This is a genomic window from Streptomyces sp. NPDC046379, assembly GCF_055587785.1.
Window position 1 is genome coordinate 450,805 of the sequence record NZ_JBVJFP010000001.1, and the last position, 12,892, is coordinate 463,696.

The following is a 12,892-nucleotide window of genomic DNA, read 5'->3' on the forward strand; positions in this document are numbered from 1 at the left end:
GGGGCGTCCCCGACCGGCGAGCGGCGTCCGCGCTTCACCGTCGCTTCGGAACCGGCACCCGCTGGAGGTCGTGCGCCACGGTCAGCTCGCCCTCGAACCCGGCGGCCCGCGCCTGCCGTTCGAACTCCGCCGGCTCGGAGTAGCGCTGGCTGAAGTGCGTCAGCACCAGATGCCGTACGCCCCCGTCCCGCGCGACCCGGGCCGCCTGGCCGGCGGTGAGGTGGCCGTGCTCGACGGCGAGGGCCTCGTCCTCGTCCAGGAAGGTCGACTCGATGACGAGCAGGTCGCAGCCCTCGGCGAGCGCGTGGACGCCGTCGCAGAGCCGGGTGTCCATGACGAACGCGAACCGCTGCCCGCGCCGCACCTCGCTGACGTCGGCGAGCGTGACGCCGTTCAGGCTCCCCTCCCGCTGGAGGCGGCCGACGTCCGGCCCCCCGATGCAGTGCGCGGCGAGCCGGTCGGGCAGCATCCGCACCCCGTCGGGCTCGACGAGCCGGTAGCCGTAGGACTCGACGGGGTGGGAGAGCCTACGGGCCTGGAGGGTGTAGGCGGGGGCGACGGCGAGGTCGCCGTCGGACGCCACGGGGGCCTTGACGAGCCGGACGGTCTCGCGGTAGGCGGTGGCGTACCGCAGCCGGTCGAAGAAGCGCTGCCCGGAGGCCGGGTAGTGGGCGGCGACCGGGTGCGGCACCTGGTCGAGGTTGATCCGCTGGATCACGCCGGCCAGGCCCAGCGAGTGGTCGCCGTGGAAGTGCGTGACGCAGATCCGGTTCAGGTCGTGCGCGGCGACCCCGGCGCGCAGCATCTGCCGCTGGGTGCCCTCGCCGGGGTCGAAGAGGATGCCCTCGCCGTCCCACCGCAGGAGGTAGCCGTTGTGGTTGCGGTGGCGGGTCGGCACCTGGCTGGCGGTGCCGAGGACGACCAGTTCGCGGACGGACACGGTCGGTCAGCCGGGGGGCCACTGGAGGCCGCGTCCGCCGAGGACGTGGGCGTGCGTGTGCCAGACGGTCTGGCCGGCGCCGGATCCGGTGTTGAAGACGATGCGGTAGCTGTCGAGCTTCTCCTCGTCGGCCACGGCCTGGGTCTCGCGCAGCACGTCGGCGGCGACCGCCGGGTCGGCGGCGGCGAGGGCGGCGGCGTCCCGGTGGTGCGCCTTGGGGATCACCAGGACGTGGGTGGGCGCCTGCGGGTTGATGTCCCGGAACGCGATGGTCGTCTCGGTCTCACGGACGATCGTCGCGGGAATGGTCCCGGCGACGATCTTGCAGAACAGGCAGTCGTCCTGCGGTTCCCCTGCCATGCGTCGGCCTCCTCGCGGTGATCACTGACTACGGCATCGTAGCGACTGCGTCACGGCAGCGAGGGCGGCGTCTTCGCCGGTTCCGCCTCCAGCGCGGCCAGCGCGATCCGCACCGCCTCGTCGAGCTGCGGGTCCCGCCCCGCGGCCCAGTCCTGGGGCCGCTGCACGACCTCCACGTCCGGGTCCACGCCGTGGTTCTCCACGCCCCACGCGTACCCCTCCAGCCAGAAGGCGTACTTGGGCTGCGTCACCAGCGTGCCGTCGACCAGCCGGTACCGGCTGTCGATGCCGATGACGCCGCCCCACGTGCGCGTCCCGACCACCGGACCGATGCCGAGCGCCTTGATCGCGGCGTTCACGATGTCGCCGTCCGACCCGGAGAACTCGTTGGCGACCGCGACGACCGGTCCGCGCGGGGCGTCCTCCGGATAGCTGTACGGCCGCATCCCGCGCGGCACCCCCCAGCCCACGATCCGCCGGGCCAGCTTCTCCACGACCAGCTGGGAGGTGTGCCCGCCGCGGTTCTCCCGGACGTCCACGACGAGCCCCTCGCGGGCGACCTCCACCCGCAGGTCGCGGTGGATCTGCGCCCAGCCCGGCGCCTGCATGTCGGGGACGTGCAGATAGCCGAGCCGGCCGCCGGACAGTTCGTGCACATGGGCCCGCCGGTCGCTCACCCAGGCGTGGTACCGCAGCGGTTCCTCGTCCGCGACGGGCACGACCACGGCGTGCCGCACCTCGCCGCCGCCGGCCGGCGAGACGGTCAGCTCGACGGGTTGCCCCGCCGTGCCGACCAGCAGCGGCGCGGGCCCGGTCACCGGGTCGACCGGGCGTCCGGCCACCGCCACGATCGCGTCGCCGGCGCGCACCGCGACCCCGGGCGCGGCCAGCGGGGAGCGGGCGTCGGGGTCGGAGGTCTCCGAGGGCAGGATGCGGTCGATGCGCCAGGCGCCGTCCGCGTGCCGGGAGAGGTCCGCGCCGAGCAGTCCCTGCCGGTCGCCGCCGCCGCGACCGCCGCGCGGGACGACGTAGGCGTGCGAGGTGCCGAGTTCGCCGTGCACCTCCCACAGGAGGTCGACCAGGTCGTCGTGGGTGGCGACGCGGTCGAGGACGGGGCGGTAGCGGTCCAGTACGCCGTCCCAGTCGACGCCGCTCATGTCGGGCCGCCAGAAGTGGTCCCGCATGATGCGGCCGGTCTCCTCGTACATCTGCCGCCACTCGGCCGCGGGGTCGACGGTCTGCCGGATGCGGCCGAGGTCGACGGTGACGTTGGTGTCGCTGTCCTCGTCGCCGGAGGCCCGCCGGTCGCTGGGCACCACCTTGAGCCGACCGTCCGTCCACAGCAGGACGCGTTTGCCGTCGCCGCTGACCTCGAAGTGGTCGACGTCGGCGGCGAGATGCTCCAGGCGCTGCTGGGCGAGGTCGTACCGCTCCAGCTCGGTCTTCGGGTCGGGGTCGTCCGGGGTGGCCCGGGCGGAGCCGAGGACGCCCTGCACCGGGTGGCGCAGCCAGAGCACGCCGTCCTTGGCGGCGCGCAGGTTGGAGTAGCGGCCGGCCTCGACGGGGAAGGGCACGATCCGGTCGGCGAGGCCTTCGAGGTCGACGCGGGTGGCGGGGGCGCCCTCGCTGTCGGGGGTCTCGTCCTTGTCGGGGGCGTCGAAGGGGCGGCCGTGGCGCTGCGGGCCGAACGGGGACGGGGTGGTGGCGGCGAGGGTGATCAGGTGGGGGCGGTCGCCGACGACGAAGGCGAGGTCGAAGACGTGTTCGTCGTAGACGGGGTCGAAGGCGCGGTTGGAGAGGAAGGCCAGATGCTTGCCGTCCGGGGTGAAGGCGGGTGCGTAGTCCTGGAAGCGCAGCGGGGTCGCCTCGGTGACCGACAGGTCGGTGGTGCCGGCGAGCCTGAGCTGGCGCAGCGGGCGCGGGCCGGGGTGGGACCAGGCGAGCCAGGCGGAGTCGGGCGAGAAGACCAGCCCCGAGACGTCGCCGTGCTCGCTGCGGTCGACCTCGCGGACCTCGCCGGTCTCCCGTTCCACGAGCAGCAGGCGTCCGTCGTGGGCGGCGACGGCGGCGCGGCTGCCGTCGGGGGCCACGGCCAGGCGCGTCACCCGGCCGAGCCGGCCGGCGGCGAGGCGGCGCGGGGCGGTGCCGGGGGCGGGGCCGGTGGCGGGCGCGAACTCCAGGGCGTCCTCGCCCTCGGCGTCGGTCACCCACACCACCCACTCCTCGCCCTCGACGCGGAAGGTGCGGGGCAGCCGGGCACGGACGCCGGGTTCGGCGGCGAGGGCGCGGGCGGGTCCCGAGCGGTGGGTGACCCAGTGCACCGCGCCGCGCACGGCGACCGCGCTGCCGCGCGCGGTGTGGTCGGGGTGGGCGGAGCCGAACCAGCGGGAGGCGTTCACCGGGTACGGCTGCCGGTCGGTGCGCTGCCCGCCCAGTTGTACGTCGAGGCGGCGCGGCTCGGCGCCGTCGAGGCCGTCCAGCAGCCAGAGTTCACCGGCGGCGCAGTAGACGAGCCGGTCGCCGTCGCTCGCGAGGTGGCGGGCGTAGAAGCCCTCCCCGAGCGGGCTGTGCCGGCGCAGGTCGGAGCCGTCGGCGAGGGAGGAGTAGACGGCCCCGACGCCCTCGTGGTCGGAGAGGAACGCGATCCTCTCCCCCACCCACACGGGGTGTTCGAGGTTCCCGTCCAGTCCCTCGTGCAGGCGGACGAACTCGCCGTCGCCGTCGGGGTCGATCCACAACTTGCCCGCGGTGCCGCCCCGGTAGCGCTTCCACCAGGCCGCCTCGCGTCCCATCGGCGCGGACAGCAGCACGGTGCGCGGCCCGAACGCGACCGCGCCGACCGGCCCGTACGGCAGCCTGGTCGCGGGTCCGCCGTCGAGCGGGACGGCGTGCGCCCAGGTGCGGCGCAGGGTGGCCTGGCCGTGGGCGGTCAGGGCGAGGACGTGTCCGTCGGGGGTCCAGCCGCGGACCTCGGTCCTCCAGCTGCCCCAGTGGGTCAGTCGCCGGCTCGGGCCGCCGTCCACGGGGGCGGTGTGCACCTCGGGCGCGCCGTCGCGGGTGGAGGTCCAGGCGACGGTGGCGCCGTCGGGCGAGATGCGGGGCAGGGTGACGGGCACGTTGTCGGCGCTGACCCGCCAGGCCCGGCCGCCGTCCAGGGGCGCGAGCCAGACGTCGTCCTCGGCCGTGAAGGCCACCAACTCGCCGTGCAGGTGCGGGAACCGGAGATACGCCGACGTGGCGGGAGATGTGGACTGGGTCACCCGGTCAGCCTATGCAGGGGCGGTGCCCGCGGACAGGGCTTTGGATCACTTGCCCTCCGGCCAGCACTCCGGGTCGGTGTGGCACCAGACGGTCCGGGTGACGGTCACGGTGGCCGTGGCTCCCGGCCCGCCGGGCTGTCCGCCCGGCTGCCGGATCGGCGGGGCGGCGGTGGCGCCGCAGTCGCCGAGGCCGCTGACGCGGAACAGCTGCTTGCCGCCCACCTTCGCGGTCAGGTCCCCCCGCACGCAGGCCCCGTCGACCGCGCGGGTCACCCGGCCGGTGACGGTGATCTCCCGGCCGTCGTCCGTCCGGCCCTCACAGTCGATCTCGGCGACGGTGCGCTCGCTCGCCGACGGCGCGGCGCCGCCGCGGTCGCCGAAGTTCGCGGTGCAGGTGAGCCATTGGACGTCGGCGCCCCGCCGCTCCAGCTCGCGGGTCGCCAACTCGTCGGTGGTGTAGGACACGGCCACCGAGCTCATGGTGGTCCCCGGCTCGCAGCCGACGGCCCCGGCCGCCGCGCCCGTCACGACGACGGCGACCGCCAGGGCCCGCCGCGCGCGCGGGCGGCGCCGAATCCGTCTCCATACCCCCATGACAGGCAGCCTGCCACCGTCCCGGCCGGGACGGTAGGGCGCAAACGGCCAAGAAGCGCGCCCCCGTTGGCCGGCCGTCCGTCAGGACCAGCGGCCGGTGCGGGTGAGCAGGAGGGCCGCGGCGGCCGTGCCGGCGGTGGAGGTGCGCAGGACGGTGGGGCCGAGGCGGTACGGGTGGGCGCCGGCGTCGGCGAACAGGGCCAACTCGTCCGGGGAGACGCCGCCTTCGGGCCCGACGACCAGCACGATGCTGCCGCCTGCCGGGAGTTCGGCGGTGGCCAGCGGGGTGTCGCCGCTCTCGTGCAGGACGGCGGCGAAGTCGGCGCCGTCCAGCAGCGCGGCGACCTGCTTGCTCGTCGCCGCCTCCGCGACCTCGGGGAAGCGCACCCTGCGGGACTGCTTGCCGGCCTCGCGGGCGGTGGCGCGCCACTTGCCGAGCGCCTTGGCGCCGCGCTCGCCCTTCCACTGGGTGATGCAGCGGGCCGCCTGCCACGGCACGATCGCGTCGACGCCGACCTCGGTCATGGTCTCCACGGCGAGTTCCCCGCGGTCGCCCTTGGGCAGGGCCTGCACGACGGTGATGCGGGGCGAGCACGGCGGCTCCTCGCGCACCTCGCCCAGGTCCACGACGAGCCGGTCCCGGCCCTCGGCCGCGGCGACCTCTCCCTCGGCCCAGCGTCCGGCGCCGTCCGTGAGGACGACGGCCTCGCCGGCCCGCAGCCGCTTCACGGAGACGGCGTGCCGTCCCTCGGGCCCGTCCACGACCTGCCGCCCGCCGCCTTCCGCGGTGAAGCCGTCGACCACGAACACCGGCGCGGTCATCGCACGCCCCGCGCGGACCGGGCGGCGTCCAGCTCGGCCGCCAGCACCTCCACCAGTTGCCCGGCGGGCAGTTCGCGCGCCATCCGGTGGCCCTGGCCCGCCCACAGGGCCATGCCCTGGGCGTCCCCCGCCTGCGCGGCGGCCTTGCGGACCGGCGAGGTGAGGTGGTGGATCTCGGGGTAGGCGGCGGGGGCGTAGCGGCCGTGCTCGCGGATGAAGCGGTTGACCAGGCCGCGGGCGGGGCGGCCGGAGAAGGCGCGGGTCAGTTCCGTGCGCACGAACAGGGGGTTGGTCAGCGCCTCCTTGTGCACGGCGTGGGCGCCGGACTCGGAGGTGGCGAGGAACGCGGTGCCCAGCTGTGCGGCGCTCGCGCCCGCGGCGAGGACGGCGGCGATCTGGCTGCCGCGCATGATCCCGCCGGCGGCGACGAGGGGCAGGCCGACGGCCTCGCGGACCTGCGCGATCAGCGACAGCAGCCCGAGGCCGGAGCCGTCGGTCTCGGGGACGTCCCGGTGGGTGCCCTGATGTCCGCCGGCCTCCACGCCCTGCACGATCACGGCGTCGGCCCCGGCCCGCTCGACCGCGCGCGCCTCGTCGGCGGAGGTCGCGGTGACCAGGGTGAGGGTGCCGGCCCGGCGCAGGGCGTCGAGGACGTCGCGGGACGGGCAGCCGAAGTGGAAGGAGACGACCGGGACCGGGTCGTCCAGCAGCACGGCGAGCTTGGCGTCGAACCCGTCGTCGCGGCCGCTGTCCGGATCGCCCAGCTCGGTCTCGTACCAGGCGGCCTCGCCGGCCAGCTGCTGGGCGTAGACGTCCACCGCCGCGGGCTCGGCGTACTCCGGCTGGGGCAGGAAGAGGTTGACGCCGAAGGGGCGGGAGGTGAGGCTCCGCAGCTGCTTGATCTCCTGGTACACGCCGTCGGCCGTCTTGTACCCGGCGGCGAGGAACCCGAGCCCGCCCGCCTCGCACACGGCGGCGGCGAGCCGCGGCACGGAGACGCCGCCCGCCATGGGGGCCTGCACGATCGGATGCGGGAAGAGATCGGTCAGCGCGGAGGACATGACGGCATGGTGTCACGTCCTCCCGACGGCACCGAATCGGGCCTGGCCTTGGCACGGGCCACCGTCACGCGGCCCGCGGCCGGTGGGCGGCCGGTGGGTTCACCGCCCGTCGAACGCATCCTTCAGCCGAGGGAAAAGCCCTTGTCGCCCCGGCCGACCGTGCCCACCCGGGGGACGGCCCCCGGACCCCCGGCAGCCCCGCCCCCCAGCCGGCCGACGCTGCCCGACGACCGCCGCCGACCCCGTCACCGCCCGTTGAACGCATCCTTCAGCCGAGAGAAAAGCCCTTGTTGCCCCGGCTGAAACTGGCCCTGAGGGCGTTCCTCACCCCGCAGTTTGGCCAGTTCGCGCAGGAGGCGCTCCTGGTCCGGGTCGAGTTTGTTGGGGGTCTGCACCTCGACGTGGACGATCAGGTCGCCCCGGCCGCCGCCGCGCAGATGGGTGACGCCGCGGCCGTGCAGCGGGATCGACTGGCCGGACTGGGTGCCGGGCCGGATGTCGACCTCCTCCATGCCGTCCAGCGTCTCCAGCGGCACCTTGGTGCCGAGGGCCGCCGCCGTCATGGGGATCGTGACCGTGCAGTGCAGGTCGTCGCCGCGCCGCTGGAAGGTCGGGTGCGGCAGCTCGTGGATCTCGACGTACAGGTCGCCGGCCGGGCCGCCGCCGGGGCCGACCTCGCCCTCGCCCGCGAGCTGGATCCGGGTGCCGTTGTCGACGCCGGCCGGAATCTTCACGGTCAGCGTGCGGCGGGAGCGGACGCGTCCGTCGCCGGCGCACTCCGGGCACGGGTTCGGCACGACGGTGCCGAAGCCCTGGCACTGCGGGCACGGCCGGGAGGTCATGACCTGGCCCAGGAACGAGCGCGTGACCTGGGAGACCTCGCCCCGGCCCCGGCACATGTCGCACGTCTGCGCCGCGGTCCCGGGCGCCGCGCCCTCGCCGCTGCAGGTGGCGCACACGACGGCCGTGTCGACCTGGAGGTCCTTGGTGGTGCCGAAGGCGGCCTCGTCCAGCTCCACCTCGATCCGGATCATCGCGTCCTGGCCCCGGCGGGTGCGCGAGCGCGGCCCGCGCTGCGACGCCGTGCCGAAGAACGCGTCCATGATGTCCGAGAAGTTCCCGAAGCCGCCCGCGCCGAAGCCGCCCGCTCCGGCGCCGCCGCCCTGCGAGAGGGGGTCGCCGCCGAGGTCGTAGACCTGCTTCTTCTGCGGGTCCGAGAGCACCTCGTAGGCGGCGTTGATCTCCTTGAACCGCTCCTGCGTCTTCGGATCGGGGTTGACGTCAGGGTGCAGCTCGCGCGCGAGCCTGCGGAAGGCCTTCTTGATCTCTTCCTGCGACGCGTCGCGGCGCACGCCGAGAACGGCGTAATAGTCCGTGGCCACTTACGACTCCGCCAGGATCTGTCCGACGTACCGTGCCACCGCTCGTACCGCTCCCATCGTTCCCGGGTAATCCATGCGGGTCGGTCCGACCACGCCGAGTTTGGCGACTGCCTCGCCGCCCGAACCGTAGCCCACCGACACCACCGACGTGGAGGTGAGTCCCTCGTGGGCGTTCTCGTGCCCGATGCGCACGGTCATGCCCGAATCCTTCGCCTCGCCAAGCAACTTGAGGAGGACGACCTGCTCCTCCAGCGCCTCCAGCACGGGCCGGATGGTGAGGGGGAAGTCATGTCCGAAGCGGGTGAGATTGGCGGTGCCGCCGATCATCAGCCGCTCCTCGGTCCGCTCCACCAGCGTCTCCAGCAGGGTGGAGAGCACCGTCTGGACCGTGCCGCGGTCCTCCTTCTCGAAGGCCTCCGGCAGATCCTGCACCAGCTGCGGCACGTCCGTGAACCGGCGCCCCGCGACGCGGCTGTTCAGCCGTGCCCGCAGGTCCGCCAGGGACGCCTCGCCGAACGGCGCCGGGCAGTCGATCACCCGCTGCTCGACCCGGCCGGTGTCCGTGATCAGCACCAGCATCACGCGCGCGGGCGCCAGCGACAGCAGCTCGACATGGCGCACCGTCGACCGCGTGAGCGACGGGTACTGCACCACCGCGACCTGCCGGGTGAGCTGCGCCAGCAGCCGCACCGTGCGCGCCACCACGTCGTCGAGGTCGACGGCGCCGTCGAGGAAGTTCTGGATCGCGCGCCGCTCGGGCGCGGTCAGCGGCTTGACCTCGGCCAGCTTGTCGACGAAGAGGCGGTAGCCCTTGTCCGTGGGGATGCGCCCGGCGCTGGTGTGCGGCTGCGCGATGTACCCCTCGTCCTCCAGGGCCGCCATGTCGTTGCGGACGGTGGCCGGGGAGACGCCGAGGCTGTGCCGTTCGGTGAGGGCCTTGGAGCCGACCGGCTCCTCGGTTCCGACGTAGTCCTGGACGATGGCGCGCAGGACCTGCAGCCTTCGTTCACTGAGCATTCGCGCACACCTCCAGCGGTTCGCCCCTTGACGCTCCCCCTGGCACTCTGCGCACGCGAGTGCCAGCCTTACCCGGCCCAGTGTACGGCTGCCGGGTACGCCCCGGGCAAGGCCGGTCCCGCCGGGGTCGTGCCGCCGGGGACGTGAGGCTAGCGTCGCCGTATGACGGTGACTTGGGAAGAGGCGGGGTGGGAGCGGGTGGCGGCCGGGGTCGGCCGGCGGCGTCTGCCCGGGTGGGACTGCACGGCCGGGCTGGTGCTCGGGAAGGGCGCCGCGCTGCTGATCGACGCGGGGTCGGGGCTCGCGGAGGGGGCGATGCTGGGCGCGCGGGCGCGGGAGGTCGCCGGCCACCGTGTGACCCATCTCGCGCTGACCCACCCGCACTTCGACCATGTCTTCGGGGCGGCGGCGGTCGCGGGCGCGCAGGTGTACGGCGCGGTGGGCGTGGACGCGGCGCTCACCTCGCCCCGCGGGCGGGAGGAGCTGCGGGCGGACGCCGTGCGCAACGGCCTGGACGCGGAGACGGCCCGGGAGGCGGCGGACGGTCTGACCGCGCCGGCCCATCTGGTCAGCGGCGAGTGGACGCTGGACCTGGGCCCCGGCCGCCAGGTGCTGCTGGCGAACGTCGGCCCCGGGCACACCGCCCACGATCTGGCGGTGCTGGTGCCGGGCGACCCGGAGATCGTCTTCTGCGGCGACCTGGTCGAGGAGTCCGACGAGCCGCAGGCCGGCCCGGACGCGGTGCCGTCGCGCTGGCCGGCCGCGCTGGACCGGCTGCTGGACCTCGGGGGCGAGGACGCGGTGTACGTGCCCGGTCACGGGGCGCCGGTGGACGCGGCGTTCGTCCGGCGCCAGCGGGACGCCCTGGCGGCGCGTTTCGGCGTGTCGCCGTGACGGCCGCGGGGGTTCTCCTATCGTCGTTCGAATGCGCCAGTACTCTCCGGACCTGACCCCGCCGTGGAAGAAGCCGAAGCCCGTGCCCGAGGTGCCGGCGGAGCCCGGCCTGGTGGTGGAGGAGGCGGGCACCGGTTTCTGCGGGGCGGTGATCCGCTGCGAGGCGGGCACGGTGACGCTGGAGGACCGCTTCGGCAAGCACCGGGTGTTCCCGCTGGAGCCCCGCGGCTTCCTCCTGGAGGGCCGCACGGTGACCCTCGTACGGCCCACGGCCCAGGCGCCGGTGCGTCCCGCCCGCACCGCCTCCGGTTCGGTCGCCGTCCCCGGCGCCCGCGCGCGGGTGGCCCGGGCCGGGCGGATCTATGTCGAGGGCCGGCACGACGCCGAGCTGGTGGAGAAGGTGTGGGGCGACGACCTGCGCATCGAGGGCGTGGTCGTGGAGTACCTGGAGGGCGTGGACGACCTGCCCGCGATCGTGGCCGAATTCGGCCCCGGCCCGGACGCCCGGCTCGGCGTCCTGGTGGACCATCTGGTGCCGGGCTCGAAGGAGTGGCGGATCGCACAGTCGGTGACGAGCGAGCACGCCCTGGTGGTGGGCCACCCGTACATCGACATCTGGGAGGCGGTGAAGCCGTCGTCCGTCGGCATCGAGGCGTGGCCGCGCGTGCCGCACGGCCAGGACTGGAAGACGGGGGTGTGCCGGGCGCTGGGCTGGCCGGAGAACACGGGCGCGGTGTGGCAGGCGATCCTGGCCCGGGTGGGGTCCTACAAGGACCTGGAGCCGGAGCTGCTGGGGCGGGTGGAGGAGCTGATCGACTTCGTCACGGACAGCGGTGAGCTCTGACACCGTGGAAGGTGCCGAAGTCGCCCGTGTCCAACTCGGTCCCCAGGGCTTCCAACGGCACCCGGTCACCGAACTTGACGATCTCCCGACTCCGGTAGTCGGCGTCCTCGCCCTGGCCTTCGGGCTTCGTCAGCAGGACTCACTGGGCCATGACCGGGTCGATGACGAGGTGGGCGGGAATCCCTCCCGCCGCGTAGACCGACCGTTCGACCACGTAGTCCTGGTGGACGCTTGATTCGGAGACGACTTCCACGGCCATCGTGACCAGCTGACACGGCAGCAGCCGTCCCCCCTGCGGCAGGAGATCACGCGCCAGTACCACAAGGTCGGGAACCGGCTCACTGGCCTCGTCGGCGATGTCGACGTCCTGCGTCCGCAGGCGGGCCCAGCGCTGTGGCGGAACCTGGTCCTGGACATCGGCAACGATCATGTTGTGCCCGTCCCGCACCGCTTCACCCGCCGGAGTGATCAGTCGACGAGATCCCTGACCACCGCGTCCGCCAGCAGCCGGCCCCGCAGGGTGAGCGCCGCGCGGCCCTCGGCGTACGGCCCCTCCCGCAGCAGCCCCTCCGACAGGGCCCGGCGGGCGGCGGCGAGGCCCTGGTCGCGCAGCAGGGACAGGGGGACGCCCTCACGCAGCCGCAGCTCCAGCAGGACGCGCTCGACCCGTCGGTCCTCGGCGCTCAGGATCTCGCGCCCGGCACCCGGCGAACGGCCCGCCGCTAGGGCCCCCGCGTACGCCCCGGGATGCTTGACGTTCCACCAGCGCACACCCCCGACGTGGCTGTGCGCCCCCGGTCCGGCGCCCCACCAGTCGGCGCCGCGCCAGTACAGCTCGTTGTGCAGACAGCGCCCGGCGTCGGAGGCGGCCCAGTTGGACACCTCGTACCAGTCGAATCCGGCCGCGGTCAGGGTCTCCTCGGCGATCAGGTAGCGGTCGGCGTGGACGTCGTCGTCGGTCGCCGGGATCTCGCCGCGGCGGATGCGTCGGGCGAGCCGGGTGCCCTCCTCGACGATCAGGGCGTAGGCGGAGACGTGGTCGGGTCCGGCGCCGAGGGCCGCGTCGAGGGAGGCCCGCCAGTCGTCGTCGGACTCGCCCGGGGTGCCGTAGATCAGGTCCAGGTTGACGTGGTCGAATCCGGCCGCGCGGGCCTCGGCGACGCAGGCCTCGGGGCGGCCGGGGGTGTGGGTGCGGTCCAGGACGCGCAGGACGTGCTGCCGGGCGCTCTGCATGCCGAAGGAGATCCGGTTGAAGCCGCCGTGGCGCAGGGCCGCGAGGTAGGCGGGGTCGACGGACTCCGGGTTCGCCTCCGTGGTGACCTCGGCGTCCGCCGCCAGCCCGAACTCCTCCCGGATCGCCCCCAGCATCCGTACGAGGTCCCCGGCCGCCAGCAGGGTCGGCGTGCCGCCGCCGACGAACACCGTGCTCACCTCGCGCGGGTCGTCGCCGAGGACCTTGCGGGCGAGGCGGATCTCGTCGATCAGGGTGTCGGCGTAGTTCTCGCGGGAGGCGAGGGCGCCCCCGGTGCCGCGCAGTTCGGTGGCGGTGTACGTGTTGAAGTCGCAGTAGCCGCAGCGGGTCGCGCAGTAGGGGACGTGCAGATAGAACCCGAGGGGACGCTCCGCGGCGCCGGCCAGGGCGTCCGGGGGCAGCGAGCCGTCGTCGGGGACGGGCTCGCCGTCGGGGAGTGCGGAAGGCATGTCTCCATTGTCCCGCA

The 12,892-nt window shown here is 74.4% G+C and carries 12 protein-coding genes; 2 read left to right on the forward strand and 10 right to left on the reverse strand.

Annotation, left to right across the window (positions count from 1 at the left end; genetic code table 11):
- Positions 1-34 precede the first annotated feature (34 nt).
- The 8 genes from ACZ6KF_RS02065 to hrcA all read right to left on the reverse strand — a co-directional run bounded on the left by ACZ6KF_RS02065 (position 35) and on the right by hrcA (position 9,436).
- Positions 35-940 (reverse strand): ribonuclease Z, encoded by a 906-nt coding sequence (locus ACZ6KF_RS02065; RefSeq protein ID WP_469236839.1) that lies wholly within the window; start codon positions 938-940, stop codon positions 35-37.
- A gap of 6 nt (positions 941-946) precedes the next feature.
- Positions 947-1,300, reverse strand: a complete 354-nt coding sequence (locus ACZ6KF_RS02070) for a histidine triad nucleotide-binding protein (protein ID WP_356627722.1) — start codon at positions 1,298-1,300, stop codon at positions 947-949.
- 50 nt (positions 1,301-1,350) lie between these two features.
- Positions 1,351-4,560 carry a S41 family peptidase gene (locus ACZ6KF_RS02075; RefSeq protein WP_469236842.1) on the reverse strand — a complete coding sequence of 1,070 codons (3,210 nt, stop codon included), beginning with the start codon at positions 4,558-4,560 and terminating at the stop codon, positions 1,351-1,353.
- Between the two features lie 45 nt (positions 4,561-4,605).
- Positions 4,606-5,154: a hypothetical protein gene (locus ACZ6KF_RS02080; protein WP_469236844.1), complete on the reverse strand. Its 549-nt coding sequence runs from the start codon at positions 5,152-5,154 to the stop codon at positions 4,606-4,608.
- Positions 5,155-5,235: 81 nt separating this feature from the next.
- Positions 5,236-5,976, reverse strand: a complete 741-nt coding sequence (locus tag ACZ6KF_RS02085) for a 16S rRNA (uracil(1498)-N(3))-methyltransferase (RefSeq protein WP_356627725.1) — start codon at positions 5,974-5,976, stop codon at positions 5,236-5,238.
- Complete coding sequence (locus ACZ6KF_RS02090) at positions 5,973-7,037, reverse strand: nitronate monooxygenase (protein WP_356627726.1); 1,065 nt, start codon at positions 7,035-7,037, stop codon at positions 5,973-5,975. Before ACZ6KF_RS02090 ends, ACZ6KF_RS02085 begins: the two co-directional genes overlap by 4 nt.
- Before the next feature lie 245 nt (positions 7,038-7,282).
- On the reverse strand, positions 7,283-8,419 hold the full coding sequence (gene dnaJ / locus ACZ6KF_RS02095; RefSeq protein WP_356627727.1) for a molecular chaperone DnaJ: 1,137 nt from the start codon (positions 8,417-8,419) through the stop codon (positions 7,283-7,285).
- Positions 8,420-9,436, reverse strand: a complete 1,017-nt coding sequence (gene hrcA, locus ACZ6KF_RS02100; RefSeq protein ID WP_356627728.1) for a heat-inducible transcriptional repressor HrcA — start codon at positions 9,434-9,436, stop codon at positions 8,420-8,422.
- Positions 9,437-9,598: 162 nt separating this feature from the next.
- Between hrcA and ACZ6KF_RS02105 the strand changes: the two genes are divergently transcribed.
- Positions 9,599-10,330 carry an MBL fold metallo-hydrolase gene (locus ACZ6KF_RS02105; protein WP_469236846.1) on the forward strand — a complete coding sequence of 244 codons (732 nt, stop codon included), beginning with the start codon at positions 9,599-9,601 and terminating at the stop codon, positions 10,328-10,330.
- A gap of 31 nt (positions 10,331-10,361) precedes the next feature.
- A complete protein-coding gene (locus ACZ6KF_RS02110) occupies positions 10,362-11,174 on the forward strand; it encodes a DUF3097 domain-containing protein (protein ID WP_356627730.1) in 813 nt (270 codons plus the stop codon).
- A 139-nt stretch (positions 11,175-11,313) separates the two neighbouring features.
- Here the strand turns inward: ACZ6KF_RS02110 and ACZ6KF_RS02115 are convergent, their stop codons facing one another.
- Positions 11,314-11,604 (reverse strand): Uma2 family endonuclease, encoded by a 291-nt coding sequence (locus tag ACZ6KF_RS02115; RefSeq protein ID WP_469236849.1) that lies wholly within the window; start codon positions 11,602-11,604, stop codon positions 11,314-11,316.
- Positions 11,605-11,642: 38 nt separating this feature from the next.
- The gene (gene hemW, locus ACZ6KF_RS02120) at positions 11,643-12,875 is read right to left on the reverse strand and encodes a radical SAM family heme chaperone HemW (protein ID WP_469158544.1); all 1,233 of its coding nucleotides are present in this window, start codon (positions 12,873-12,875) and stop codon (positions 11,643-11,645) included.
- Between the last annotated feature and the right edge of the window lie 17 nt (positions 12,876-12,892).